24 protein-coding genes and 1 rRNA gene are annotated in these 26,037 nt (G+C 59.6%); 13 read left to right on the top strand and 12 right to left on the bottom strand.

Annotated features, from left to right (window positions below):
* Window positions 1-304: ribosomal RNA gene (locus A3709_RS10200) — 16S ribosomal RNA — on the bottom strand; the annotation flags it as partial.
* A gap of 581 nt (window positions 305-885) precedes the next feature.
* Window positions 886-2,181 (bottom strand): tyrosine--tRNA ligase, encoded by a 1,296-nt coding sequence (gene tyrS, locus A3709_RS10195; RefSeq protein ID WP_066053888.1) that lies wholly within the window; start codon window positions 2,179-2,181, stop codon window positions 886-888.
* A 144-nt stretch (window positions 2,182-2,325) separates the two neighbouring features.
* On the opposite strand from tyrS, the gene A3709_RS10190 reads away from it, so the two are divergent.
* Both A3709_RS10190 and A3709_RS10185 read left to right on the top strand, forming a co-directional pair.
* Window positions 2,326-3,732, top strand: coding sequence for a peptidoglycan DD-metalloendopeptidase family protein (locus A3709_RS10190; protein ID WP_082850045.1), 1,407 nt, complete (start codon window positions 2,326-2,328; stop codon window positions 3,730-3,732).
* A 4-nt stretch (window positions 3,733-3,736) separates the two neighbouring features.
* Entirely contained in the window at window positions 3,737-4,858 is a 1,122-nt protein-coding gene (locus A3709_RS10185; protein ID WP_156507655.1) for an anhydro-N-acetylmuramic acid kinase, read from the top strand.
* Between the two features lie 11 nt (window positions 4,859-4,869).
* Here the strand turns inward: A3709_RS10185 and A3709_RS10180 are convergent, their stop codons facing one another.
* The 3 genes from A3709_RS10180 to A3709_RS10170 all read right to left on the bottom strand — a co-directional run bounded on the left by A3709_RS10180 (window position 4,870) and on the right by A3709_RS10170 (window position 6,215).
* The gene (locus A3709_RS10180) at window positions 4,870-5,319 is read right to left on the bottom strand and encodes a hypothetical protein (protein WP_066053885.1); all 450 of its coding nucleotides are present in this window, start codon (window positions 5,317-5,319) and stop codon (window positions 4,870-4,872) included.
* Window positions 5,320-5,330: 11 nt separating this feature from the next.
* Complete coding sequence (gene erpA, locus A3709_RS10175; protein WP_066053882.1) at window positions 5,331-5,684, bottom strand: iron-sulfur cluster insertion protein ErpA; 354 nt, start codon at window positions 5,682-5,684, stop codon at window positions 5,331-5,333.
* 63 nt (window positions 5,685-5,747) lie between these two features.
* A complete protein-coding gene (locus A3709_RS10170; protein ID WP_082850044.1) occupies window positions 5,748-6,215 on the bottom strand; it encodes a polymer-forming cytoskeletal protein in 468 nt (155 codons plus the stop codon).
* A gap of 239 nt (window positions 6,216-6,454) precedes the next feature.
* On the opposite strand from A3709_RS10170, the gene A3709_RS10165 reads away from it, so the two are divergent.
* Window positions 6,455-8,260, top strand: coding sequence for a hypothetical protein (locus A3709_RS10165; protein ID WP_066053879.1), 1,806 nt, complete (start codon window positions 6,455-6,457; stop codon window positions 8,258-8,260).
* A 17-nt stretch (window positions 8,261-8,277) separates the two neighbouring features.
* On the opposite strand, the gene A3709_RS10160 is transcribed toward A3709_RS10165, so the two are convergent.
* The gene (locus tag A3709_RS10160; RefSeq protein WP_156507654.1) at window positions 8,278-9,006 is read right to left on the bottom strand and encodes a DUF6776 family protein; all 729 of its coding nucleotides are present in this window, start codon (window positions 9,004-9,006) and stop codon (window positions 8,278-8,280) included.
* Window positions 9,007-9,013: 7 nt separating this feature from the next.
* Window positions 9,014-10,045, bottom strand: a complete 1,032-nt coding sequence (argC, locus tag A3709_RS10155) for an N-acetyl-gamma-glutamyl-phosphate reductase (protein ID WP_066053872.1) — start codon at window positions 10,043-10,045, stop codon at window positions 9,014-9,016.
* Window positions 10,046-10,181: 136 nt separating this feature from the next.
* Between argC and A3709_RS10150 the strand changes: the two genes are divergently transcribed.
* The 7 genes from A3709_RS10150 to A3709_RS10120 all read left to right on the top strand — a co-directional run bounded on the left by A3709_RS10150 (window position 10,182) and on the right by A3709_RS10120 (window position 16,088).
* A complete protein-coding gene (locus A3709_RS10150; protein ID WP_066053869.1) occupies window positions 10,182-11,918 on the top strand; it encodes a chloride channel protein in 1,737 nt (578 codons plus the stop codon).
* Window positions 11,919-11,934: 16 nt separating this feature from the next.
* A complete protein-coding gene (locus A3709_RS10145) occupies window positions 11,935-12,354 on the top strand; it encodes a CopD family protein (RefSeq protein WP_066053866.1) in 420 nt (139 codons plus the stop codon).
* A 106-nt stretch (window positions 12,355-12,460) separates the two neighbouring features.
* The gene (gene hemL, locus A3709_RS10140) at window positions 12,461-13,741 is read left to right on the top strand and encodes a glutamate-1-semialdehyde 2,1-aminomutase (protein WP_066053863.1); all 1,281 of its coding nucleotides are present in this window, start codon (window positions 12,461-12,463) and stop codon (window positions 13,739-13,741) included.
* A 12-nt stretch (window positions 13,742-13,753) separates the two neighbouring features.
* Window positions 13,754-14,761 (top strand): porphobilinogen synthase, encoded by a 1,008-nt coding sequence (gene hemB, locus A3709_RS10135; RefSeq protein ID WP_066053860.1) that lies wholly within the window; start codon window positions 13,754-13,756, stop codon window positions 14,759-14,761.
* A complete protein-coding gene (locus A3709_RS10130; RefSeq protein ID WP_231871161.1) occupies window positions 14,758-15,369 on the top strand; it encodes a delta-aminolevulinic acid dehydratase in 612 nt (203 codons plus the stop codon). The genes hemB and A3709_RS10130 overlap by 4 nt, the downstream gene beginning before the upstream one ends.
* Before the next feature lie 239 nt (window positions 15,370-15,608).
* Window positions 15,609-15,818 carry a cold-shock protein gene (locus tag A3709_RS10125; protein WP_066053858.1) on the top strand — a complete coding sequence of 70 codons (210 nt, stop codon included), beginning with the start codon at window positions 15,609-15,611 and terminating at the stop codon, window positions 15,816-15,818.
* 81 nt (window positions 15,819-15,899) lie between these two features.
* A complete protein-coding gene (locus tag A3709_RS10120) occupies window positions 15,900-16,088 on the top strand; it encodes a hypothetical protein (protein ID WP_066053855.1) in 189 nt (62 codons plus the stop codon).
* Between the two features lie 44 nt (window positions 16,089-16,132).
* Here the strand turns inward: A3709_RS10120 and A3709_RS10115 are convergent, their stop codons facing one another.
* Entirely contained in the window at window positions 16,133-16,753 is a 621-nt protein-coding gene (locus A3709_RS10115) for a CoA pyrophosphatase (RefSeq protein ID WP_231871160.1), read from the bottom strand.
* A 78-nt stretch (window positions 16,754-16,831) separates the two neighbouring features.
* Between A3709_RS10115 and A3709_RS10110 the strand changes: the two genes are divergently transcribed.
* Window positions 16,832-18,307, top strand: coding sequence for an ATP-binding cassette domain-containing protein (locus A3709_RS10110; RefSeq protein WP_066053851.1), 1,476 nt, complete (start codon window positions 16,832-16,834; stop codon window positions 18,305-18,307).
* A gap of 10 nt (window positions 18,308-18,317) precedes the next feature.
* Here A3709_RS10110 and A3709_RS10105 read toward each other — a convergent pair whose 3' ends face one another.
* Entirely contained in the window at window positions 18,318-18,779 is a 462-nt protein-coding gene (locus A3709_RS10105; protein ID WP_082850042.1) for a lipopolysaccharide assembly protein LapB, read from the bottom strand.
* A gap of 41 nt (window positions 18,780-18,820) precedes the next feature.
* The gene (mrcB, locus tag A3709_RS10100) at window positions 18,821-21,070 is read right to left on the bottom strand and encodes a penicillin-binding protein 1B (protein WP_066053845.1); all 2,250 of its coding nucleotides are present in this window, start codon (window positions 21,068-21,070) and stop codon (window positions 18,821-18,823) included.
* 85 nt (window positions 21,071-21,155) lie between these two features.
* On the opposite strand from mrcB, the gene A3709_RS10095 reads away from it, so the two are divergent.
* Window positions 21,156-22,157 carry an adenosine kinase gene (locus A3709_RS10095; protein ID WP_066053843.1) on the top strand — a complete coding sequence of 334 codons (1,002 nt, stop codon included), beginning with the start codon at window positions 21,156-21,158 and terminating at the stop codon, window positions 22,155-22,157.
* Here A3709_RS10095 and A3709_RS10090 read toward each other — a convergent pair.
* Complete coding sequence (locus A3709_RS10090; protein ID WP_066053840.1) at window positions 22,154-24,511, bottom strand: DNA polymerase II; 2,358 nt, start codon at window positions 24,509-24,511, stop codon at window positions 22,154-22,156. The two genes, A3709_RS10095 and A3709_RS10090, sit on opposite strands and share 4 nt — an antisense overlap.
* A 77-nt stretch (window positions 24,512-24,588) precedes the next feature.
* Between A3709_RS10090 and A3709_RS10085 the strand changes: the two genes are divergently transcribed.
* The gene (locus A3709_RS10085; protein WP_066053838.1) at window positions 24,589-24,936 is read left to right on the top strand and encodes a pentapeptide repeat-containing protein; all 348 of its coding nucleotides are present in this window, start codon (window positions 24,589-24,591) and stop codon (window positions 24,934-24,936) included.
* A 40-nt stretch (window positions 24,937-24,976) separates the two neighbouring features.
* Here the strand turns inward: A3709_RS10085 and A3709_RS10080 are convergent, their stop codons facing one another.
* Entirely contained in the window at window positions 24,977-26,023 is a 1,047-nt protein-coding gene (locus A3709_RS10080; protein WP_066053834.1) for a DUF2333 family protein, read from the bottom strand.
* Between the last annotated feature and the right edge of the window lie 14 nt (window positions 26,024-26,037).

Below are 26,037 nucleotides of genomic sequence, written 5' to 3'. Positions count from 1 at the left end.
TGGCTGATCATCCTCTCAGACCAGCTAAAGATCGTCGCCTTGGTGAGCCTTTACCTCACCAACTAGCTAATCTTACGCAGGCTCATCCAATAGCGCGAGGCCCGAAGGTCCCCCGCTTTCCCCCGTAGGGCGTATGCGGTATTAGCAGCCGTTTCCGACTGTTGTCCCCCACTACTGGGTAGATTCCTACGCGTTACTCACCCGTCCGCCGCTGTACTCACACCGAAGTGCTTTCTCGCTCGACTTGCATGTGTTAGGCCTGCCGCCAGCGTTCAATCTGAGCCATGATCAAACTCTTCAGTTTAAATCTTTTACCTCTACACCTTACCGGCTGTAAGAGGGATTGTTTGCGCGATTACCTCGCGATAACAATCAAATCTCGGCTCAGACACAATTCGAAATCAATGTTCCATAAAACTTATGAATCAATGGTCACTTGTTGTGTCTGAATAGTCGTGTACAACTATCCCAACAAGTGCCCACACATCTGTCTTCGTCTTCTTGTTAAGCAACTCCCGAACCGCCAGGGTTGGGATTTTGTCCCGGGTCATCCCCGAAACAGTGGAGGCGCATTATACAGCCGGCCTTCCGATTGGCAAGCACTTTTTGAAAAAATGTTGCCTTGACTGCCCTGAGCAAATATCTCACCTTTTCACCCTAAGCTTATGAAAAACCTTGGGTTTTCGGGTGAAATCCGAGAGCGTTTTTGGCGCCGTCGTCACTCGAGGGACGCGAACTATACGTAGCCAGCAGTGGCTGCGCAAGCACTTTTTCAAATTAATTATCGAATGTGGATTTTTGCCATTTCAAACGATCGTTTTTCGACCATTTGAGCGCCTCAAAGGCGCTTGGCAAAGCGCGCCGCGGTCCGACCCGCAGCAACGATCAGGCAATTTCGAACAGGTGATACTTCTTTTTACCCAACTTAACCAGATAGTAACGCCCAAACCGGGCTGCATCAGAGGTAAAGCACGCTGCCACATCGGCATTTTGCTCCCAGCCAATCGCCTGATTGTTTACCAGTACCGCATTGCGGCCCAGCGCGTCTTTCACCTGCTTACCTGAGGATGCCATGCCGGCCTCCGTGAGCAACTGGGTCACGGTCTCAGGAAACTCACTGCGCGCTACAGCACTGGAAGGCAGCCCATCGAGACGCAACTGGTCGAGATCGCTCTCGGACAGCCCCTCTATCGAGCCACTGAACAGGCTCTCGGTAATTCGCTCGGCTGCTGCCAGCCCCTCATCACCATGCACGAGGCGGGTAACCTCACGGGCCAACACGCTTTGCGCCTCGGGCCTGCCCTGGCGCTCTGCATCGGCCTTTTCAAGCGCATCGATCTCGGCAACATCGAGGAAGGTAAAGTATTTCAGGAACCGGTAGACATCGGCATCAGCACAGCCCAACCAGAACTGGTAAAAACCATAGGGCGAGGTCTTGTTCGCAGAGAGCCAGATGGTGCCAGACTCGGTCTTGCCGAACTTGGTGCCATCAGACTTGGTTATCAGTGGCATGGTCAGACCGAATACCTGCTCGCCATGCATGCGCCGGGTCAGGTCGATACCACCGGTGATATTACCCCACTGGTCGGAGCCGCCAATCTGCAGGGAACAACCGTGGCGCTTGTTAAGCTCGGCAAAGTCGTAGGACTGCAAAATCATATAGGTGAATTCGGTGAAGCTAATGCCACTGCCCTCACGCTCAATGCGCTGTTTCACCGACTCTTTCTGGATCATGGCATTCACCGAGAAGTGCTTGCCCACATCACGCAGGAAGGTGAGCACATCCACATCCGCCGTCCAATCGAGGTTGTTAACCACTTCCGCGGAGGCATCGCCCGCCTCAAAGTCGATAAACTGGGACACCTGCTGCTTGAGCTTTTCGACCCAACCGCCCACAACATCGGGCGTATTGAGCTGGCGCTCTGCCGCCTTGAAGCTCGGGTCACCGATGAGGCCAGTGGCTCCACCGACCAGGGCCAGGGGCTTGTGACCGGCCTGCTGGAAGCGGCGCAGCATCAGCAGCGGCACCAGCGAACCGATATGCAGGCTGTCTGCCGTGGGATCAAAGCCACAATAAAGGGTGCGCGATCCGCCATCTAACCAGTCGGCGAGGGCGTCCTCACCGGCAATCTGGAATATCAATCCGCGAGCGCGGAGATCGTCAAGCAGTGCACTATTCATTGGGGCCTTCTCAGGTGGCTAAAAAACGGGCGCCAACCATACAACACCGACCTTCAAATGCAAGCTTCCGCCAGTCTTCGCTATAGAAGTTGTTGATTATTTAATATACTGGCAGCTCGATATAACTGGAAATTCTGACAGACCATGCCAGGAGCGAAGCGGCCACGGGGCGCCACTGCAATTCGCGAACCCAAAGCACCCCTGTCGCGGTGGGCATTGCCGACCGTCAAAGTTAAGCGCAACCACCTGACACTGGGGCTGGCGGTAGCCGGTTGTCTGGCTATTGGCCTTGGCCTGAGCGGCAACGACGAATCCGCGCCCGAATCGCAGGATGTCGCCACCCTAGAGCCAGTTACGGCACCTGAAATTGCCTCGCCAGAAGTTGCGCCTGCTCCGCCCGCACCGGCACTGCCCGCAGAAGCACCCTGGGTGGAAGATAAAGTGCGCAGCGGCGACAACCTGTCGCTGATTTTTGAACGCGCCGGCTATACCAAGCGCGACGTCCACCGGGTTGTTACTGAACCAGAGCACGGCAAGGGCCTGGCCAGGATCCACCCCGGCCAGACGATCGCCTTCCAGGCCGGTAACAACGGCGAGCTGGCCGGCGTCAAGCACGTGAAATCGCGCCTCGAGACCGTGCTGTATCGCCTCGATGGCGACACCTATACCAGCGAGATCCTCGAACGAGAACCAGAGGTGGTGCGCTCAACCGCTTCCGGCGTCATTACCTCGTCACTGTTTATGGCAGGTCAGGAAGCCGGGCTGTCGCAAACCACGATCATGGAAATGGCCAATATCTTCGGCGGTGTCATCGATTTTGTCGGCGATCCACGTAAGGGCGATACGATGAACCTGGTGTTTGAGGAACACCTGCTCGATGGTACCAAGTTCGACGACGGCGACATTATTGCTGCCTCTTACAATAACCAGGGCAAAATGTTCACGGCCTATCGCTACGTGGATGTCCACGGCGAAACCGGCTACTACAACGCCGACGGGGTTAGCATGCGCAAGGCCTTCCTGCTGGCCCCCGTGGATTTCACCCGCATCAGCTCCAACTTCAATCCGGCCCGGATACACCCGATCTACAAAACTGCCAGACCCCACCGAGGTACTGACTATGCCGCCCCCACGGGCACCCCGGTTTATGCCGCGGGCGATGGCCGGGTAGTGAAGGCAGGCTACAGCAAAGCCAATGGCAACTACGTTTTTATTCAGCACGGTGAGCAGTTTGAAACCAAGTACCTGCACCTGCACAAGCGACATGCCAAAAAGGGCCAGCGCGTCAGTCAGGGGCAGGTCATCGGCACCGTGGGCATGACGGGTGCCGCCACCGGGCCACACCTGCACTATGAGTTCCTGATGAACGGTGTGCATCGCAATCCGCGCACCATCCACAAAAAGCTGCCCAAGGCGAAATCCCTGCCCACGGACGAGTTGCCGCGCTTCAAAGCCGCCATCGAGCCAATCGCCCAGCAATTGGCGCAATTGCAGACCACTACAGACACTCAACTGGCCCTCGCCGCGGCCGAAGCCGACGACCGGGGCTGAGGCAGTGGCCGAAGGGCTTTACCTGGGGCTGATGTCGGGCACCAGTATGGATGCCATAGACGCCGCCATCGTGGCGTGCAGCGAACAGGGTACCCGCCTGGTTCACACCCATGAAGAAGCCATTCCCGCCGGGCTGCGGGAACAGATTCACACCCTCAGCCACAGCGGCAAAGACGAGATAGAGCAACTAGGCCGGCTCGACCGGGCCCTGGGCCAGCTGTTTGCCCGGGCTGCGACACAATTACTGACCGACGCCAATATCGCTGCCGGCGACATCAGGGCTATCGGCAGCCACGGCCAGACCCTGCGCCATCGGCCGCCATCTGCGGGCCACGGTGAATACGCGTTTACCCTACAAGCAGGCGACCCGAATACGATTGCCGAACTTACGGGAATCACCACCGTGGCCGATTTTCGGCGCCGGGATATGGCCGCCGGCGGCGAGGGCGCCCCGCTGGCGCCCGCTTTTCACGCGCTGGCCTTCGGCGCAACTGAAACACAGCGGGCGATCGTAAATATCGGCGGCATCGCCAATGTCAGCCTGCTCGACGGCACCCGATTGGTGGCCGGCTTTGACACCGGGCCGGGCAACACCTTGATGGATCACTGGCACCAGCGTCACCGCGATGGCCACTTCGATCGCGACGGCGCCTGGGCGGCCCAGGGGCAGGCTCAGGAGGCACTGCTAGAAGGCCTGTTAGCACACGAGTATTTCCAGCTAAAGGGTGCACGTAGCACAGGGAAAGAGGCGTTTAACCTTGCGTGGCTGGACAGCCAATTAGAGGGACATTCCGGAACAACACAGGTCGATGTGCAAGCCAGCTTGTGTGAATTTACGGCGCGTTCTATTGCCGCGGCGATTACCGGGGAACAACCCGCCACCACCGAGGTGTATCTCTGCGGCGGCGGCGCCCATAACGCCGAGTTGCGCCGGCGCCTTGCCGGGCACTTACCCAATGCGCAGGTCACTGACACCGCGGCTCTAGGCATTGATCCGGATTGGGTGGAAGCCGCGCTGTTTGGGTGGCTGGCGTATCGCACCCTCAATCACCAGAGCGGCAACGCCGCGCAGGTCACCGGCGCACAGGGGGAGCGGATTCTGGGAGGAATATACCCGGCCGGCTGAGGGCCAGGAGCTTAGAAGACCAGGTAGCCCTGCTCGCGAATCAGCCGCTGGACTTCACTAGCGCCATAAAAGACAGTTTCAACGAAGGGCTGCAGACCTGTTTCATCGACGCCGTTCTTGCCCATCCAGGAGCGGCAAGCCTTGAATTCAACTATACCCAGCGCGCTCAGACTCGCCGCCTGATCCACCACGGCCTTACTCTGCAGGTAGTTATCACGCAACAGGCTGCGCAACACCGGCCCGTGCAAAACAATGGTCAGTGGCGCGCCCTGCTCCTGGGTCAATTCACCGGCGGCAAACAAGGAGTCGGCTCGGCCGAGCATTTCGCCCAGATCGGCCTCGGTTTGCAACTCAATCTCGGCCACATAACGCACCGCCTCATCGCTGCCCCCCTGGGCGAGCGATTGCACGGCCAAAAAAAAGCCCAGCAGTACAAACAAGCACTGCCGGGCGTGATTCATCGCAGGCGTTCCTAGATGGAGAACGATGCACCGCAACCACAGGTGGTGGTGGCGTTGGGGTTTTCGATAATAAAGCGCGAACCTTCCAGGCCCTCAGTGTAATCAACCGTGGAACCCACCAGGTACTGGAAGCTCATAGGATCCACAAGCAGGGTTACACCTTCCTCAGTGATCGCAGTATCGTCCTCGGCAACGTCCTCATCAAAGGAGAATCCATACTGGAAACCGGAGCAGCCGCCACCGGTGATATACACCCGCAATTTGAGTGCGGTGTTCTCTTCCTCGGCCACCAATTGCTGTACCTTCTGCACGGCATTTGACGTGAGATTGATACTGGTTGGATTGAATGAAGCTGCTACAGACATTGCTCTCGGCACCCGCTGAGGGTTAAAAATCGTTCGCTATTATCGTAAAACCGACTATTTTAGTCAACTTTTCGCCGCTTGCGACGGCACCTCCTGGACCACACCATCAGCGCCCATTTCGGTCACCTCGATAAAGGGATCGGGCTGTTTAGCAGCGGGGGTCGACACTGCATCCGAGTGGGTCAGGCTACCGTTAACCTCCGAGCCTGCCGCCATCTCCAGCATCGCATAATGAACGTTGCCCAACACTCTGCCACGGGGCGCCAGCTCCAATCGTTCGGTGGAGAAGACGTCACCCTCAACGGTGCCGTCAATGACCACTACCGGTGCGCGAATTTCCCCTTCGACGCGGCCGTTTTCAGCCACGCTGACTTCGCCACTACTACCCTCGTCGGCCACCAGATTACCCTGAACTATGCCTTCTATTTCCAGACAACCGCTGAAATGGACATCTCCCACAATGGTTGTGTCCCGCGCCACGAGCGTGGTGCCCGACGCTGAACCAAACTTTCTCTTCTTACTTCCCCACATGGGTAAACCTCGCTTAACACTTTCTGGCACTGGATCTCACCCCTGCCGGGGCAATGCATGGCCTGTACACACAGGATAGCTTACCGCCAGACCCATGCCGAAACCAACAAAGCCGGGCGATAAGTCACTTTTTTCGACCGTTCTCGTGAGCGAAAGCTGACCGGTAGCGCCATACCCACCTCAGGCGAAGTGCCGTAACCTGACCAAATTATGGCCAACAATAATTTATGGAACTGCACATGACGCCTCACCTGATTCGATCTGCCTGCCTGTTGTGCCTCGGCGCATTGGTGATATCCGGCTGTTCAAGCAGAGATCCTGCCGCCGTGGCGGCCAGCCTGCCCACGGCAAAGCCTGCCGCTGTGGCTCGTGCCGCCGAGGACGCCCCCAACTTTGCGCATCACAACCCCCATCTGGCCGACTCGGTATACCCACTGGGCCACGTGAATCCAGCACAGTCAACCGGCGTGAATATCGCCGGGCCGCGAGGCAAGACCGAGGCCCTGACCGTGGAAAATGGCGGCATTACCTACACCCATCTGGGCCCGGCTCACTTTGGTGGTGCCATCTCGCCGGAATACCCGAGTGGCAAACGCGTCATCTGGAGCAATGGCGGCGATCGCATCTCCAAACTGGACTACGACACACTGGACGTGATCGCCGAATACCCGATTACTTTCGGACCGCTCTACCAGAACAAGGGTGAGCTCTACAGCGAGGAGGAGGCAGACGAGCTGTTCGACATGCTCGACAGCCAGCCGCTGTTCGCCAACTCCGGCCTGCTGACCTTGCTGCGTACCATTCCCGTGGCCAAAGAGTACTACGGCGCCGGCCTCGCAGGCGTCTACTTCATGCTCAGTGCGGATAACACGCTATACGTGGGTGGCAAGGATTCGATCCTGGCCTATGGGGACGTCAATGCCGGCGAACACGATTCTGAAATCACCCTGCTGCGGGAGTGGAAGAAGCCCCCGGAGATCAAGGGTGGCTTCAATTCCATGAACATGACCTACGATGGCTGGATTGTGTCGTCATCTGATGATGGCTGGCTGGTCATGATCAAGCAGGATTTTTCCGAATACCGCACGATCGCGCTGACTGGCGCAGAGGTCGCCCAGGCCTGGAACCAGCATATGCTCGACATCGGCCGCAGCCAGGGTGCAGCGACCTGGGTACGCAATGCCCCGGCCATTGATAAGAACAACAACCTGTTTATCGCCTCGCTGGAACATCTACACAAGGTCATTTGGGATGGCGATCAGCTGTCTACAGATCCGTCCGATGGCGCCTGGGTTGAGCCCTACAGTAACAAGGGCGATATCAGCGTGACCTTTGAGGACATTATCGATCCGGCGACCGGTGAAGCCTATCGCTTCGAGAACGTCAACGTGGGTACCGGCTCGACCATGAGCCTGATGGGCTTTGGCGAAGAGGACAAGTTCGTGGTGATGACCGACGGCGACACCCTGATGAACCTGACCCTGTTCTGGCGCGATGACATGCCCGAGGACTGGCAGCAGCTACCCCAGGCCCCAACACGACGCATCGCCGGTATGCTGCCGGCCAATATCGGCCAGGCCGATAAAACCGAAGTGCAGACCGAGCAATCGGTGGTCGTCGGTGGCTACGGCGCGCTGGTGGTCAACAACGCCCCCGCCAACAAACCCATTAGCAAGGCCCCGGACGGTGCGTTTATCGGCCTGGCCGGCCACCACCCCGACTTCACCCCCCACGGGGTGCAGAAATTCGAGTGGAATCCTGAGGTCCAGGCTCTGCAAGTGGCCTGGGTAAACACAGACGTCTCTTCAGTAAACTGCGTGCCGCTGGTCTCGAACGGTTCCGACATGGTGTACACCGTCGGCGCCAGAGACGGCCACTGGACGTTGGAAGGTATTGATTGGTCGACCGGGGAAACCCAGTTCACCTGGGTAACGGGATCAAGCCGGTTTAACACCCAGTTCTCGGGTGTACTGATCGACCAGGAAGGACGGCTGTGGCATACCACCATACACGGTATTGTGCGGTACGAGCGGCCCGGGCTCTAGAAAAGGGGGACAGACCACTATTTACCGACGCGGGTGAAGCGCGCCTGGACTTGCCAGAGGAAGAGTTCGGTCACTTCCGCTTTGCGCGGTGATGTGGCCGTCGCGGCGAGGCGCAGCTGGCTGGGAACAAAACCTTCAGGCAGGGTCAGCTGGCCTTCTATCGATTGAAAATAGCGAAAGCGAAGATTGATTCGGTCCGAGTCCACGTCCGGGCTCAACTCAGCGAGCGGAATGGTCACCGGCTCGCCGTCGAGCTGCCCCTCTACTTCGACTCTCAGATAGCCCTTGAGCAGGGAGTGCTTGAGCGTCTCCTGTTGAACCACCATACGATAGGCATACTGGCCCTCCCGCTCCAGGGCCACCAGTTCCGGTGAGCGCAGGCTCAGACCCTGGGCTATCTCGCCGGGGGCCATCAGACTTTTGTAAAATCTCAGGCCTTCTTCGAGGGTGGCGATGTGCTCTTTCTGGGCCGCAATTTCCTGACGCACCAGTTCGAGCGCCTGCTGGTCCATTTCATGGCGAGCTTCCTGCACATCCAGCTCACCCTCCAGGCGGGCCACGTCGGCACGCAGAACCGGCACCTCTTCACCGAGAGCCTGATACGTTGCCGGGTCCAACCCCATGCCGCTGTAGGCGGCACGTTGACCAAGATAAAAGCCCGCCAGCAGCACCACGGCCAGGGCGAGCGTGGCCACAATCACCTGCAGTCGGCGATAGCGGCGCTGCTTTTCCCGTACGCTGACCACGCCCAAATCAGGGCAACAGCCCGACCTGCTCCAGGCCCATGATCTCAGGAAGGCCGAGCATGATATTCATGTTCTGGATCGCCTGACCTGACGCACCTTTGACGAGATTGTCGATGGTCGCCATCACGACCACGGTGTCGCGGTCCTGAGGCACCTGAAGGCCGATCTGACAACGGTTTGCACCTTTGACCGTACGCGTTTGGGGGAACATCCCCTGGGGCAGCAGGTCGACGAAGGGCTCATCCGCATACCATTCTTCGTAAAGCGCCTGCAGGTCAGTGCCCGGCTCGTGCAACGTGGCAAACAGAGTTGAGTGAATACCGCGGATCATTGGCAGTAAGTGGGGGACAAACGTCAGCTGTACCGCTGAACCTGCCACATCACCCAGACCCTGCTCGATTTCCGGTAGGTGCCGGTGACCGGCGACGCCGTAAGCTTTAAAGCTGTCGGCCACTTCCGGGAAAATATTGTCGACTTTGCCCTGACGCCCCGCACCGCTGACCCCGGAGGCGGAGCTGGCGATCAGTCGCGCTGGGTCCACCAGCCCTTTGGCCAGCAGCGGAATCAATCCCAGCTGCACAGAAGTGGGGTAGCAGCCGGGACAGGCCACCAACTGCGCGCCGGCAATAGCCTGGCGGTTCACCTCAGGCAGGCCGTACACCGCCTGGCGCAGGATATCGGGGCTGGCATGGGGCTCGCCATACCACAGCGACCACAGCTCAGCGTCGCGGATGCGATAGTCAGCAGACAGGTCGACAATGCGGGCACCGGCGGCGAGCAGTTCCGGCACCATGTTCATGGCAACGTTATGCGGGGTCGCAAAAAACACGACGTCACAGGCCGCCAGCGTAGCGACATCCGGCTCGGAAAACGCCAGATCGTAATGGCCGCGCAGATTGGGGTACAGGTCGTCCACACGGCGGCCACTCTCGGCGCGCGAGGTGATCGCCACCACCTGCGCCTGCGGGTGCGTCGCCAACAGGCGCAACAGTTCCACACCGGTATAACCGGTACCACCTACAATGCCAACCTTGACCATGTGTCTACTTCCTCGAAATCTTCACTGCCACGGGGCGCAGCCTGCCGCCGGTTCCCGGGGGCCAAATATTATAGAAGCATTACCTGCGCAAATAACTGGTAATATTGGATTTTTGTTTCGGGCCAATCCTTAGACCGTGCGCAAACTGATCGCTGAATACCGACGCCTGCTGGCCGACTATGAGTCGGTGTTGGCGTACTCTGTGCTCGGCATTGTGGCCGGCCTGGCATCGGGCCTGGTGGTGATCGCCTTTGAAATGCTGATCAGCCAACTGGCGCTGATATGGGGCGTAGGCAATAACGGCGATGGCTTCGAGGCACTGCCTCGCCACCTGCAATTCGCTCTACCCGTTGGTGGCGCCCTGTTACTGGGTATTTGCTACCACTTCCTGAAACCGGAAGATCGCGAAACCGGCATTGTTCACGTGCTGAGCAAAATGCACTCCAATTACGGCGCTCTCCCGGCGCGAAACGCAGTGGTGCAGTTCTTTGCCGGCAGCTTTGCCCTGGCCAGCGGCCAGTCAGGCGGCCGTGAAGGCCCTGGCGTGCATCTCGGGGGCGCCATTAACAGCCTGCTGGGCCAGCGACTGGGTCTGCCGAGTAACAGTCTGCGGGTACTGATTGCCTGTGGCGCTGCCGGCGGCATCGCGGCCGCTTTTAATACGCCGCTGGCGGGCGTGATTTTCGCGATGGAAGTGATTATCGCCGAGTACACGGTGGTGGGCTTTATCCCGGTGATTCTGGCCGCGGTATCCGCGTCAGCGGTCAGCCGCACACTGCTCACCGGCGGTGTATTTTTCGCCATCCCGGAACTCGAGCTCAACTCACTGCTGGAGATTCCATACATTATTTTCCTGGGATTCTGCTGCGGCTTCGCCATAGTGGCTTTCAGCAAAATTTCCCGAGCCACCGCCCGCCTGGCCCATTGGAACGTGGCCATCCGCTTTACCCTGGCCGGGCTGGTGACCGGCGCGCTGGCCATGGCGGCACCGGAGATTCTGGGTATTGGCTACGATACCCTATACATGGCCCTGCAAAGCGAGCTAACCCTGCTCACACTGCTGGTGGTGGCGGGTGCCAAACTGGTGGCAACTGCCGTCAGTGCCGGCGCAGGCATGCCCATCGGTATTATCGGCCCGAACCTGTTAATCGGCGCCTGCATCGGCGGCGCGCTCGGCCTGCTGGGCATGCAGTTCATGCCCGAACACGCCTCCGATCCGGTGCTGTATGTAGTTATCGGTATGGGTGCCTGCATGGCCGCCGCACTCAATGCCCCCTTGGCCGGCCTGTTAGCGGTGGTTGAGCTTACCCACACCACCAGCATTGGCATGCCAGCCATGCTGGCGATCGTAACGGCCACATTGACCGGCACCGGGCTGTTCCGCCAGCGCTCAGTTCACCAGACGGTGCTCAAGCAGCTGCGCCGCGTGGTCCCCGACGACCCCCTCAATCAATTGCTACACCGCACGCACGTCACAGCCATCATGGACAATCGCGCAGTACGCGTGCCAGTGAAGCTCACTGACGAGGATTTGGAACCACTGCTGGAGTTCAACCCCACCTGGTGTCTGGTCACGCGTGAAGGGGAAGATCTCTACCTGGTGCAGGGGCCGGAACTACTGGCTTGGTTGCACGAACATCCGCGGGAGGACGACAGCGAGGAGCAGGTGGATATTACCGATGCGGGCATTCGGCGCTGGACCACCTCTTCCGTGCCAGTACAGGCCAGCCTGCGCCAGGCCCTGGACAGCATTAACGCCAATACCGCGGAGATCGCCTGCGTGTATGAACGCAGCCGCACCTCGGGCAAACGCATACTGCACGGCGTCGTCACGCGCGAGACCATTGAAAAATTCACCCTGGGCAGGTTGTAATAAGGAGAAAACCAACGTGCTGTGGATTAAAGCCTTCCATCTCATTTTTGTGGTGTGCTGGTTTGCCGGCCTGTTCTACCTGCCGCGCATATTCGTCAACTATGCAGCCGCCGAGAGCGACGAAACCCGGGAGGTACTCGCGGGCATGGCGCGGCGCCTGTACCGGTTTGTCACGCCATTTATGGTGCTGGTGATTCTGCTCGGGCTTGGCCTGCTGGCCACCAACCCCGGCTATTACCTGCAAACCGTTTGGATGTGGGCAAAACTGAGCTGCATGCTGGCACTGGTGCTCTACCACCTGCAGTGCGGCCGCTACGTCAAGGCGATTACCGAGCACACCGACGACCGTAGCCACGTGTTTTACCGCTGGTTTAACGAAGTGCCGGTGATTTTTCTGTTTGCCATGATTCTACTGGCGGTACTGAAACCTTTTTAGCTGTAGCCAGTCACAGCCTGGACGGGGCAGCGGCGCTGGTGGATATTCTCCTGCCAACACCGGATAATTTGCCTCCCGGCCAACAATGACCAAGGATTCCCGGCCCATGAGCAGTTCTACAGATCTCTTCGATCGCGCCTGTCAGCACATTCCCGGCGGTGTTAATTCACCGGTCCGCGCCTTTAAGGCTGTGGGCGGCACGCCGGTATTCATCGACCGCAGCGACGGCGCCAGGGTATACGATTGCGAGGGCAAGGCCTACATCGACTATGTACTCTCCTGGGGCCCCATGATCATGGGTCACAATCACCCCGCGGTGCGCGAGGCGGTGATCAAGCAGAGCGAGAAAGGCCTCAGTTTCGGCGCCCCCACCGAACTCGAGATCCAGCTCGCCGATCGCATCTGCGAGATCATGCCGGGCATGGACCTGGTGCGCATGGTCAACTCCGGCACTGAAGCCACCATGAGCGCCATTCGCCTGGCGCGCGGCTATACCGGCCGCGATACCATCGTCAAATTCGAAGGCTGTTACCACGGCCACTCCGATTCACTGCTGGTGAAGGCCGGTTCCGGCGCGCTGACCATGGGCGTACCCAGTTCGCCTGGCGTCCCCGCGGCACTGGCGGATCACACCATGACCCTGACCTACAACGACCCGGAAGGGGTGCGCGCAGCCTTCGCTGAGCACGGCGACAGTATTGCCTGCGTGATTGTTGAACCGGTTGCGGGCAATATGAATTGTATTCCTCCCGAACCCGGGTTCCTCGAGACACTGCGTGAGTGCTGTGACGCCAGCGGTGCGGTACTTATCCTCGACGAAGTCATGACCGGTTTTCGTTTCGGCCTGCAGGGTGCTCAGGGTTTCTTTGGTGTCGAGGCCGACCTGACAACACTCGGCAAAGTGGTAGGTGGCGGAATGCCCGTGGGCGCCTTCGGCGGCAAGCGCGAGATTATGGAACAGATCGCCCCGCTCGGCCCGGTCTACCAGGCGGGCACGCTGTCGGGCAATCCCATTGCCATGGCCGCGGGCCTGGCGACCCTGGACATTATTTCTGCCGATGGATTTTACGAACCGCTGTTCGCCAACACCACACGCCTGTGTGAAGGGCTACAAGAAGCCGCAGATCGCGCCGGCGTACCCTTCACCACCAATCATCGCGGCACCATGTTCGGCGGGTTTTTCACCAACGCCAGCAGCATGACCAACTATGCCCAGGTCATGGCTTGCGACACCGAACGCTTTAACCGCTTTTTCCACCTGATGCTGGAGGCCGGGGTGTATCTGGCGCCCGCCTCTTACGAGGCCGGCTTTATGTCCAGCGCACATACCGATGCCGACATCGACGCCACCATCGATGCCGCCCGCGGTGCATTCGCGGCCCTGTAACGGAGCACAAACATGTCCTTTTCGAGCCAGCGAGGCCCCTTCCCCCAGACCCGCATGCGCCGGTTGCGCGCCAATGCCTTTGCCCGCGATCTGGTGCGGGAGAATCAGCTCACCCCCGCAGATCTGATTTTCCCCGTGTTCGTGTTGGAAGGCAGCGGCGAGCGAGAAGCCATCCCGTCCATGCCCGGCATCCAACGCCTCAGCGCCGACTTGCTGGTGGAGCAGGCAAAAGAGCTGCACAGCCTCGGCGTGCCGGCCCTGGCTCTATTCCCGGTGGTAGGGAGTGACAAGAAATCGCTGATGGCCGAGGAGGCCTACAATCCCGACGGTCTGGTGCAGCGCACGGTCAAGACCCTGAAAGACGCACTACCGGAACTCGGCATTATCACCGACGTGGCACTCGACCCCTTCACCACCCACGGCCAGGACGGCATTATCGACGAGGCGGCCTACGTGCTGAACGATGTGACCACCGAAGTGCTGGTGAAACAGGCCCTCTCCCACGCCGCCGCCGGGGCCGATGTGGTAGCGCCCTCGGATATGATGGATGGCCGCATCGGCGCGATTCGCTCCGCGCTGGAAGAGCAGGCCCATCCCAATACCCTGATCATGGCCTACGCTGCCAAGTACGCCTCCAGCTACTACGGCCCATTCCGCGATGCGGTAGGCTCCGCCAGCAACATCAAAGGCGGCAACAAGTTCAGTTACCAGATGGATCCCGCCAATTCCGACGAGGCCCTGCACGAATGCGCCCTGGATCTCCAGGAAGGCGCGGACATGATTATGGTCAAGCCTGGCATGCCCTATCTGGATATCGCCCGACGCGTTAAGGACGAACTCAAGGCGCCCACCTTTGCCTATCAGGTAAGCGGCGAGTACGCCATGCACCAGGCGGCCTTCGAACAAGGCTGGCTTGAGCGTGAGCCGGTGATGCTCGAGTCACTGCTGGCCTTCAAGCGCGCTGGCTGCAATGGGATTCTGACCTACTTTGCACTGGAAGCGGCGCGAGCCCTGCAGTGATATCACGCGCCATGCTGCTGGTTGCGCTGGCTTCACTGTCACCGTGGGCCGCTGCGGAATGTGAATGCCTGTGGCAGGGTTCCTTTGATGAGGTACAGGCAAAAACCGACCTGGTGGTGGCCGCCGAGGTCGCCTCTACCAAGGGCAACTCCATCGACCTGAATACCGCGCAAGTGCTGCGGGGCACGCTGCCGCCTGTGGAACTGCGCGTATGGCTGGCCTATGAAGACTACTGCAGGCCGCCAACAGATACCTTCCCTGTGGACAGTCGCTGGGTCATGGCCCTGACTCGCATCGACGAAAAGGTCAGCGGGGGCTTTAACCCCAACACGCCCAACTACAGCTACGGCCGAGTCGGCGACTACATGCTTTCCAACTGCGGCGGCTACTGGTTGAAGTGGGAAGGCGACGCCGTTACCGGCAATCTGGTGGACGCCCCTCGCTGGGACCATGAGCCCAAAATGACACCGGTGTTACTGGAACTGATCGCCGCTTTTGTCGCGGGCAAGGCCGATAGTGCGGCTCTGCTCGCGGCCAGCCAGGAGGACCCGGCATTGCGGGAATTGCGGCTGAATACGCGTGCGTTTCTGCGCGGTGACGAGGAATAAATACGGGCTTTTGCCACGAGAGCCGCGCATCCGATGAAGCAACCGGTCATGATCTGAGTATTATTTAACCGCCCGGAGCTGTATACTCCGCCCCCTGCTTGTCTGATTCTTTATTTGTGTCCCGCGATTGCAAACCGTCTTACGACCTTCCCTGCCTCAGTACATAGATAGTTTTTCCCTCAAGTTTTCTCCCGTTCACGCGGGTCATTTATCTATGTCGTAACTAGAAGGTAATTTTCATGTCCAGATCAACTGGTAAAGTAAAGTGGTTTAACGAGAGCAAGGGCTTTGGCTTCCTGGAGCAGGAATCAGGTCCAGATGTATTTGCGCACTTCAGTGCCATTCAGGGCTCCGGCTTCAAGACCCTCGTCGAAGGCCAGGAAGTTGAGTTCACTGTTACCCAGGGTCAGAAAGGCCCCCAGGCAGAGAACATCACTGTCATTTCCTGAAGCACCCCAAGGCCAGGTGCGGGCATTACTCCCGCGCCGGCCACTCTATATATAAAGAATACCAAACACAGGGAGACCATTATGGCTGGGAAACCAACACGCCAGAGCAACGCCAAAAAGAAGCCTGCAGCAGCCGTAGAGACATCTGATTCGATCGCAGAACAGACCCGCTTGTTCCTGCAGTCAGGCAAGTCCATCGAAGTTATCGAATCTGGCATTAGTCAGCGGCCCACGCTTGGCGCGCCCAATGGGCCTGCCTCGGGCAAGTAACGCTCACCGTCACCGCTGCGGATTAATCACGCGAGGCACATGCGCTAACGTTTGCGCCAGCGCTTGCGTCTCGGGTTATCCCCCTCAACCAGATCCATGAGCTCATCGAGCATCATGAGTGACAACCCCCAGATACGTCGCCCCTCGTAGAAATAGCAGGGCATGGGGATCTCAACGTTCTTGTACTTCCAGACCATTTCCTCGCGGTTGTCCGAGTCGAGCAGAAATTCCAGTGGCACCCACACCACTTCGGCCACCTCGTAGTTCGGCGTCAGCACCACCGCGCGGTCCAGCCGGAACACAAAGGCACTTACAATCATGCCCAGGGCACCACGACTGGGCCGGGCATTGATATCCGAGAGCCGGCCGATACAGCGGTCACTCGGCTCAAGCTGCAGGCCGACCTCTTCCTCGGTCTCACGCAAGGACACCGCAAAGCCATTGGCGTCGGCCTTATCCATGCGTCCACCCGGGAATGCCATGTGCCCGGACCAGGGATCCCCCTCCCTTTCTGCGCGTTTGATCATTAGGATATGCAGCTCGCCATCGCGCACCTGGAGAATCAGCGCGACCGCCGAGCGTTTTCGCAGCCGGCGCAGCCAGGGGCGATGAGGGCGATGGCCCGCAAGGCCAGTCTCTATCATTTGCAGCAGTGGTACGGACACTGTGAGCTCCAGTGATTGTCGAGCAATATTAAGCCAGCCCCGAATGAAGGCAACAAGGGCGGCCGATGAGGAATTTTCATGCCCAGTACTCTCCTACTCACACTAAACCAGGTGCAGCTTGTGTATCGCGCCTTGCCGGCACTGCGCGACGTCAATTGGCACATAGGGGCCGGAGAGCAATGGGCCGTGTTGGGACCCAACGGGGCCGGCAAGACCAGCCTGGCGAGAATCATCAGCGGCCAGGCCAAACATTACTCGGGCGAATTCATTGCTGCTGATACCCTTGGCGCACAGGGCGTTGCCTATGTCTGCTTTGAACAAACCCGGGCGCTGATCGAGCGCGATCGCAAGCTCGATGATTCAGAAACCCGGGCCGATGCGAGTGATCCAGGCACCTTGGTACGCGACCTAATACTCGCCGACAGGGCCGAGGATGAGGCCTTTGCGCAATGGGTTACGCGACTCGGTATCGGCCATATCCTGGACCGCGGCCTGCGCTATATCTCCACCGGCGAGATGCGCAAGAGTCTGTTGGTCGCCGCTATTTTGCAGCAACCGGCACTGCTCATACTCGACAGCCCGATGGATGGGCTCGACCGTGCCAGCCAGGCAGCAATGCGCGCCGCACTCGAAGAGCTACTGCAATCGGGCCAACAAGTTGTGTTGTTGTGCCGACAGGCCGGCGACGTTCCCGAATCCATCTCGCACCTGTTGGTACTCGACGATGGCGCCATTGTCACCGAGGGGCTGAGGAACACCACACTCAACGATCCCCGGGTGGCGGCACTGATGAATCCAACTTTACCATCGCTGGCGCAACTGCCAGCGCCCGCGCCGCGACCCTATCAACTAAATCCGGATACTCCGTTGCTGCACCTGCGCGACGTCAATGTCAGCTATGGCGAGCTGGACGTACTGACCGGTGTTAACTGGACGTTCCGGCAGGGCCAGCACTGCGCGGTGTCCGGACCCAACGGCTGTGGCAAGAGCACCCTGCTCAGCCTGGTGACAGGGGACAATCACAAGGCCTATGGCCAGGACATTACCCTGTTCGGTATTCGCCGCGGCTCGGGCGAAAGCATCTGGGACATCAAACAGAAGTACGGCCAGTTAGACAACCAGTTACACCTCAACTTTGCCCGGGGTATGAAAGTGCTGGAAGTGGTGATCTCGGGCTTTTTCGATTCGGTCGGCCTGTACGATGACTGGGGCGACGAGCAGCGCGCCACGGCAACCCAATGGCTGGCCGCCCTGGGCCTTGCGGATTACCTGCGCGAATCGTTCGATGCGCTGTCGTTTGGCCTGCAACGGGTCGTGCTGCTGGCCCGCGCCATGGTGAAGTCGCCGGCCATTCTGCTGCTGGACGAACCCACCCTGGGCATGGACGGCCCGCACCGGCGCCAGTTGCTGCAGGCCATTGACCACATCGCCGCAAACTCCGACACCCAGGTGATCTTTGTCAGCCATTCGGTGGGCGAGTTACCCGCGTGCATTAACCAGCACCTAGTTTTTGAGCCCCGCGACAATGGTTTTGATGTGGTGTGTTCGGACTGAACCTGGCGGCTCAGTCAACAAACCCCGCAAGCGCATTGCACTGACGACTTCCTGAACAGTACAGCAGGCCGCGCTCGGCCACCGCCTTAACCTGGGCAGTATTGCCCAGTACCGCGTGGGTGCGCGCCAGTTCGAGATAAATTTCAGCATCGTCGGGATCGATGCGCTGGGCACGCTGCAAATACCCCAGTGCCCTATCGGCATCGCCACTGCTGCGCGCCTGCACCGCCCGGTCAATCAACACGTTGTGGCCACCACTCCCCGTGCTTGAATCCGGCGCCGGAGTCGCCGCAGGCTCAGGCGCCTCACGAGGCGAGGTGTCTTCATAACTGGGCTCGCCACTCTCAATTTTGGGCAGGGAATACGGGTTGGTGCCACAGGCAGCCAGGGCAACAATAGATGCTCCCAGCAATACGCGGGCAATAACGACAGGGTGGCGCAATGCAAACTCCAAAGAGGCGGTAGTCGCCATGCAGTGTAACCGAACAGGCCGCACAAGCCAGCGGCCCCGGGCTAGTTATCAAAAATGGACTGGAACCAGCCCTTGATGCGTGACGTTCGCGGCGCACAGTTGGTATGCGCCCGCGGTTGCGAGCCTTCAATAAACGGCATCTGCACCGCGTTGGGACAGCCCTCGCCGGTAATCATACCGTTGCTGCTATCCACCCAATCGACCTCCACACCCTCGGGCATGCGGTAAGCCAGGGACCGCTGGGAAGCACCCGCCATAAAGCGCGACCAGATCCGCAGGGCGCCACTGCTGCCGGTCAAGCCTGTTTCGCCATTGTCGTCGCGGCCCATCCAGGTCACTGCAAGCAGATCCCCGGAGAAACCGGCAAACCAGGAATCGCGACCATCATTGGTGGTACCGGTCTTGCCAGCCACCAGCATATTGGCTGGCANGNCGCGATAGGCGCCGCGGCCCGTGCCCTCTTTCATGGCTTCGAGCATGGCGTATTGCAGCAGGTAGACCGCCTGCAGGCTCACCTCACGCTCGTACTGCAGGTCGTAGCGCTGCAGCGGTTCACCGCGGGCATCGACAATATCGCGAATACTGCGCAGCGGAGTGCGGAACCCACCGGACGCAATGGTCTGGTACATGGCGGCCATATCCATCGGTGAGTACTCGCCGGCACCCAGGGTCAGCGCCGGCACCTGGGGCACTGGCCGCTCAACCCCGAGCCGGGCCAGCATATCGGCAATATTCTCAATACCCAGTTCAAGACCGAGACTCGCCGTGGCGAGGTTGTAGGATTTCGCCAAAGCCATATACAGCGGCACCTGGCCGTGGGCCTGGCGATCAAAATTTCGCGGCTGCCAGTCGTCGCTGCCGCGCACCGGCACGCTGATCGGTTCGTCCGCCAGCAGGGTGGCCAGGGAGTAATCCTGCGGGCGCTCCAGCGCGGTGAGGTAAACCGCAGGTTTCAACAACGAGCCCGCCGGGCGGCGCGCGTCGAGGGCACGATTAAAGCCCGCATAACTGACCTTGCGCCCACCAACCAGCGCGGCGACTTCACCGCTGTCAAAGCGGGTGACAATCGACGCGCTCTGCAGACTGCCCTTGCCATCGATGGCCTTGAGAACCCCGGTAGTACTGCTCTCCAACTTGCGCTGTAAAATCGGATCAAAGGCGGTAAATATGCTCAGGCCCAGTGTAGTCAGGTCTTCCTCGCGGTAGTCGCGGCGCAGCTGCCGACGCACCAGGTCGAGGTAGGCGGGGAAGCTGTTGCGGATGCGCGGCGCGTTGTTGAGCCCCAGCGGCATGGCCTTGGCCACCAGCGCGTGTTCATCAGAGATCACCCCCTGCTCGGCCATGACGTCGAGCACCACATTGCGGCGCTTCATCGCACGCTCGGGATTGCGCAGCGGGTTGTAGAGCGACGGGCCTTTAATCATTCCCACCAGCAACGCCTGTTGATGCAGGCCCAGTTGCTCCAGTGGCGTATCAAAATAGTGCCGGGCGGCCAGGGCAAAGCCGTGAATCGCCCGGGGCCCCTCCTGCCCCAGATACACCTCATTCAGGTAGCTCTCGAGAATTTGATCTTTCTCATAGTGCAGCTCCAGCAGGACCGCCATGATCACTTCCGTGAGTTTGCGCACCAGAGTACGCTCTGGCGTGAGGTAGTAGTTCTTCACCAACTGCTGAGTAATGGTGCTGCCACCCGCCACCACCTGACCGGAGCGCAGGTTGCTGAGGGCCGCACGTGCGATGCCTGAGACCGAGAACCCCCAGTGCTCATAAAAGTCCTGGTCTTCCACGGCAAGAAGCGCCTGCCACAGCGTATCCGGCACGTCAGCAAGTCGGATCAGCAGTCGGTCTTCACCGTGGGAAGGATAAATACCGCCGATCTGAACGGGATCCAGGCGCATAAGATCGACGGGGGCGCCGCTGCTGGTAATACCCTGCAGCCGGGTAGCACCAAGATCGAGCGTGACCCGCCGGGCGGGTTCGCTTTCTCCGGGAAAATCGAAGCCGCGGGTATAAACCTCAAAGCGATTGCGATTGCGCGCCACCTGCCCGGGGCCGCTGGCATGATGCACCTTGCGGTAGCCCAGCACCTCAAGCTCGTAGGCGAGGTCCTCCGGGGTCAGCTCGGCCCCCACATACAATTCCAGGGGGCGGGCGTATACCTTGGCGGGCAGTTCCCACATTTTGTCGGTAAACGTGGAGGTAATACGGGCGTCGAGGTAAATCAGGAAGCCGACACCGACAACCAGGGCCACGAGAAAGAGTTTGAAGAGCAGACGGCGAGTTTTAACCATGGGTCGGGAGTGTACACCAGCCCACTTTCAATAGATCAACGAATCCGGATAATACCCGGCTGAACTTACTGAGGATGATGTAACCATGAAAAAATATGCCGCTTATGGAATCGGCGCAGCCCTGGTCGACACCGAAATCAAGGTTGAGGACAGCGAACTGGACGCCATGAACGTCGAGAAGGGCATGATGACCCTGGTCGACGCCGACCGCCAGAGTGAACTGCTGGGCCACCTCGAAGGGCATCTGGTCAAGGCCAGCCATGCCAGCGGCGGCAGTGCGGGCAACTCAATGATTGCCACTGCCCAGTTTGGCAACCCGACCTTCATGTCGTGCAAGGTGGCCAACGACGCCGATGGCGATATCTATATCGCCGACCTGGAAGCGGCGGGCGTCGACCATGCGCTCACTGGCGAGCGCGAGGAAGGCGTTACCGGCAAATGCCTGGTGCTGATTTCACCGGACGCCGAGCGCAGCATGAACACCAACCTGTCGATCAGCGAAACGCTATCCACCGACCAGCTCAATGCCCAGGCCATTGGCGAATCCGAGTACTACTACATGGAAGGCTATGTCGTCACCTCACCCACCGGCCGCGCCGCGGCCGTTCGCGGCCGCGAAATTGCCGAGGCGGCAGGCGTCAAAACCTCCATCAGTCTGTCGGATCCAGGCATGGTCGAATTCTTCCGTGACGGGCTGCAAGAAATGATTGGCGAGCGCGTCAACCTGATCTTCTGCAACGAAGCCGAGGCACTGGGCTGGGGCAACACCGACAACATCGAGGTCGCCATCGAAAAGCTCAAGCAGGTAGCGGACACCTTTGTCATCACCCGCGGCGCCGAAGGCGCACTGACATACGACGGTGACAACCTGGCAGAGATTCCACCCCACAAGGTACACGCGGTGGACAGCAACGGTGCGGGCGACATGTTTGCCGGTGCGTTCCTGTACGCCATTACCCGCGGCGAAGATTTCCCCACCGCCGGCCGCTTTGCCAGCCTGGCCGCCGGCAAGATTGTCGCCAACTACGGCCCGCGCCTGAAGCCCGAAGAATACCCCGCCCTGCGCAACGAATTCTTCGGCGGCTAGAACAAACCGATCTGGCTATTGACGAGCTCGTCGAACGACGAGCCCACAAAGCCCAGTATTCCGTCAGCCACGGGCTGTAGCTGACGCTCGATGTACTGTTCGTAGTCCAACGGGGCCAGCGCAGCCTGCGCCGGCTCCGCCCCAGCGGTTGTCAGCACATACTCCACCCAGGCCCCGCGCCTGGGGGGCTCCAGCCCGCGCGCCTCATACAAGCGCCCGGCCTGCACATGGGGCGGCACATTGCGCTGGTATTCATCCAACCGTCGCCGCAAGCGCTTGCGGTACACCAGTTGCTGATCGAGTTCGCCGGCCCTGAGCTGTGCTGCAGTTTGCTGCACAAAGCCCTCAAAGGGCTCGCCAACAAATACCCGGCGGTACAACTCTTCCTGGAAGTCACGCGCTAGGCGAGTCCAGTCGGTGCGCACATTCTCCAGCCCCTTGAAGATCAGCCGATCTTCACCCCCGCTGCGCACCACACCGGCATAGCGCTTCTTACTGCCCTTATCCGAGCCGCGAATGGTCGGCATGAGAAAGCGTCGATAGTGGGTCTCAAACTCCAGTTCCAATACGCTGTCGATGCCGAATTCCTGCACCAGGGTTTCGCGCCACCACTGATTCAGCGAGCGCTCCAGATCGCGGCCAGCTGATTCCGCCTCCGCGTCATTGGCGGCTTCGTGAATCCACACGAAAACGGAGTCGGTATCACCGTATATCACCCGGTGTCCCGCCGCCTCGATCTGCTCGCGGGTACGCTGAATAATCTCGTGCCCACGCCGGGTGATAGAGCTTGCCAGCCGCGCATCAAAGAAGCGGCAACCGGTGGATCCGAGGACACCGTAAAATGAATTCATGATGATCTTAATGGCCTGCGAGAGCGGCGCATCGGCAGCGGCCCGCGCATCATCGCGCAACGCCCACAGGTGAGCGATTAGTCCCGGCAGGATATGACCCTCGCGGATAAACCGGGCCTCCAGAAAGCCAGGCACGGTCTCATCAGCGGCGATATCCGGCAGGGTACCCAGCGCCAGTCCCAGCGGATCGATGGCAAACGTACGAATAATACTCGGATACAGGCTTTTGAAATCCAGCACCAGCACGTGGTCATAAATGCCCGGCGCAGAATCGAGCACAAAGCCGCCGGGACTGGCGGTGAGATCGCGACTGGCATTGGGTGCGACATAACCCTGGCGGTGGAGACGCGGCAGATACAGGTTGTCGAAAGAGGCCACCGACCCGCCGAGGCGATCCATGTTCAAACCCGTCATGCGCGAGCGGGCGACGGCGAAGGCCAGCAAATCTGTGTGTTCAAAAATACGGGAGACCAGCTCGCAATCCTTGAGGTTGTATTCCGCCAGTGCGGTTTTGTCTTCCTCAAACTGGCGGCTGATCTCTTCGCCGCGATCAGGACTGTGAATAAGCTTGCCCTCACCCAGCAACTCCCGGGACACGTTCTCCAGGGAAAAACTCTCAAACCGGTAGAAGGCCGCACGCAGCAGCTCAATACCATCTAGAATTACCCGGCCCGGACACTGCACCGTGCGGCGCTCGCCCTCCTCGTCAAGCTCCCGCCAGTGCACCGGCCGGCGGCCGCGGCCCAACAGCAGTCGACGGTTGCAAACATCCGCCACGCGCTGCAGGTACCAGGTATCGAAGTTGACCACGTTCCAACCGATTAGTACGTCCGGATCGAACTCGCCCAACCAGTCGACAAAGGCCTGTAGCACTGCTTCTTGGTTAACACAGACCTGCACGTAATCCTGGGTTGCGCCCTCGCCGAGCATGAATNCCCGCCGCTGCTCCGGGCCCTCGCCGCCATAGCCATGCACACCGATGGAGAAAAGCTGCACCCCCTCCATGGCAGTCTCGATATCAAAGGAGGCCACCCGCAGTGAGGGCTGGTAGTCGGCGCCGCGGATTTTGGGGTTTTCAACCCACAGGTGCCCTGCCCGGGTAGTGATGTGCCCAGCGAGCTCGACGCCACCGGCAACAAAGCGCTCCATTAAATAGCGGTCGACGGGATTGATATCCGCCTCCAGGGGCTCGCAGCCACGCTCTTCGAGCGCGTCGGCCAATTGCCGTGCCTGGCGATAACTTCGGCAGTACACACCCACTACCGCCGTATGCGCAAAATCACGCAGCTCCAGCGGCTGCACCTCCACCCCGGGCGTGCCTTCCAATAGCGGGCCGGCAATGCCGAGTTCGTCTCTGGACAGAAAAAAGGTACTGCGCTGTCCCTGCACCAACGCACACAGCGGGCCCTTGTCCGTGGTAAACCACAGCTCCAATTCGATACCGGCGGGGGTATCGCGCCAGTTGCGGCTGAGCAGAAAACCTTTGAGGTTGGATACGGTCATCTATTGAATTGAGGGCCAGTCGGCGATTAAGCTATGTGCCCGCTGAATGGGCCGGTAACGGTAAACAAGGACCTATCATGAACAAACCTGTGATCAAACCCGATCCCTTATACCAGCTCCTGCGCAATGAGGACATCAAGGGTTTTAACGAGCAACGCGACACGCTGGATACCGGTGAACTGAAGAGCGGCGACTACCGCGGCCGCGATCTGCGTAACATGAACGCCGACGGCCTTGACTTCAGCGATTCCTACTTCCGCAACGCGGACCTCAGCGGCATCGACTTCCGCAATACCAATCTGGAAGGGTCCAGCTTGCTGGATGCCAAGCTGTCGGGCACTTACTTCCCGCAGGAACTGTCCGCCACAGAAATTCGCCTGTCCCTGGATACAGGCACCCGGCTGCGTTACGAAAGCTCCAAGTAGGCCTGCCCATGCGCCGAACCCAGCTCGGCGCAATAATCCATCAACCCTGCAGTAGTAAATCCCGCAAGTCGATAATCGCCGCATTTGCCCGGCTGATATAGGACGCCATCACCAGTGAGTGGTTGGCAAACAGACCAAACCCGGTGCCATTGAGAATCACCGGGCTCCACAGCTGCTCCTGAGAGCCTTCCAGCTCACGAATAATCTGCTGCAGGCTGACCAGCGCGTTCTTCTTGCGCAGCACATCGGCGAAGTCCACCTCCACCGCCTTGAGGAAATGGATCAGGGCCCAGGTGGTACCGCGGGCCTCGAAGAACACATCATCGATCTCATTCCAGGGCGTTTTCACCACGACCTCGCCCGGCGCATTGGTGGACTGGCTGGCTGCAGTGTCGCCCGCCAGATCCGTATTGATCCGGCGCTGACCCACGCTGGCCGACAGGCGCTGGGACAGACTGCCCAGCCGGGTGTTCACGGTGGACAGCCAGTAACGCAGATTGTCGGCGCGAGCATAGAACTGCGCGTGGGGATCATCGGTGTCGGACAGGCGGGTGAAATAGGCGCGGGTATAGGAAAGGGCCTCACGATATTCCGACTCGGAAGAGGGTAGAATCCAGCTGTTGGAATCGAAGTGATAGCGGGGTTCCGCCATCGCGAGGTCAGCGTCCTCGGTAGACTGCGACTGCGAGCGGCTGAACACCTCGCGCATGGCCCGTGACATATCGCGCACCTGCACCAATACCCCATATTCCCAGTTGGGCATGTTGTCGAGGAAGATGCCGGGCGGGAAACGATCGTTGTGGATATAGCCACCGGGTTTGTCCAGCAAGGTTTCCATCACACCCATTAAGGCCGCCGTCGTCACTGAACCGGTGACGACTTCACCGCCGTCTGTCGCGGCGTATTCGGCAGCCTTCTCGCGCGGATCGAAACGATCCGGCGTGCCACTCCAGTAAATGGCCAGCACCAGGATGATCAGCGCGTACACAAGTACGGCCAAGAGAATCCACTTGCCGGGGCCCTTCTCGGGCAAAACGTTCAACAGGCTGTCGCGCCATTCGTCCAAGGTGTCTCTTACTGCACTCATACCCTAGTCTCTAC

It is taken from the genome of Halioglobus sp. HI00S01 (assembly GCF_001635445.1).
GTDB lineage: Bacteria > Pseudomonadota > Gammaproteobacteria > Pseudomonadales > Halieaceae > Halioglobus > Halioglobus japonicus.
The sequence above is the reverse complement of the archived record's forward strand: the minus strand, read 5'-3'. Positions and strand labels throughout refer to the sequence as shown.

Coding starts and splice junctions, on each gene's coding strand:
- tyrS (WP_066053888.1), bottom strand. CDS start 2,181: ATGAATAGTGCACTGCTTGACGATCTCCGCGCTCGCGGATTGATATTC.
- A3709_RS10190 (WP_082850045.1), top strand. CDS start 2,326: ATGCCAGGAGCGAAGCGGCCACGGGGCGCCACTGCAATTCGCGAACCC.
- A3709_RS10180 (WP_066053885.1), bottom strand. CDS start 5,319: ATGAATCACGCCCGGCAGTGCTTGTTTGTACTGCTGGGCTTTTTTTTG.
- erpA (WP_066053882.1), bottom strand. CDS start 5,684: ATGTCTGTAGCAGCTTCATTCAATCCAACCAGTATCAATCTCACGTCA.
- A3709_RS10170 (WP_082850044.1), bottom strand. CDS start 6,215: ATGTGGGGAAGTAAGAAGAGAAAGTTTGGTTCAGCGTCGGGCACCACG.
- A3709_RS10165 (WP_066053879.1), top strand. CDS start 6,455: ATGACGCCTCACCTGATTCGATCTGCCTGCCTGTTGTGCCTCGGCGCA.
- argC (WP_066053872.1), bottom strand. CDS start 10,045: ATGGTCAAGGTTGGCATTGTAGGTGGTACCGGTTATACCGGTGTGGAA.
- hemL (WP_066053863.1), top strand. CDS start 12,461: ATGAGCAGTTCTACAGATCTCTTCGATCGCGCCTGTCAGCACATTCCC.
- hemB (WP_066053860.1), top strand. CDS start 13,754: ATGTCCTTTTCGAGCCAGCGAGGCCCCTTCCCCCAGACCCGCATGCGC.
- A3709_RS10125 (WP_066053858.1), top strand. CDS start 15,609: ATGTCCAGATCAACTGGTAAAGTAAAGTGGTTTAACGAGAGCAAGGGC.
- A3709_RS10120 (WP_066053855.1), top strand. CDS start 15,900: ATGGCTGGGAAACCAACACGCCAGAGCAACGCCAAAAAGAAGCCTGCA.
- A3709_RS10110 (WP_066053851.1), top strand. CDS start 16,832: ATGCCCAGTACTCTCCTACTCACACTAAACCAGGTGCAGCTTGTGTAT.
- A3709_RS10105 (WP_082850042.1), bottom strand. CDS start 18,779: ATGGCGACTACCGCCTCTTTGGAGTTTGCATTGCGCCACCCTGTCGTT.
- A3709_RS10095 (WP_066053843.1), top strand. CDS start 21,156: ATGAAAAAATATGCCGCTTATGGAATCGGCGCAGCCCTGGTCGACACC.
- A3709_RS10085 (WP_066053838.1), top strand. CDS start 24,589: ATGAACAAACCTGTGATCAAACCCGATCCCTTATACCAGCTCCTGCGC.
- A3709_RS10080 (WP_066053834.1), bottom strand. CDS start 26,023: ATGAGTGCAGTAAGAGACACCTTGGACGAATGGCGCGACAGCCTGTTG.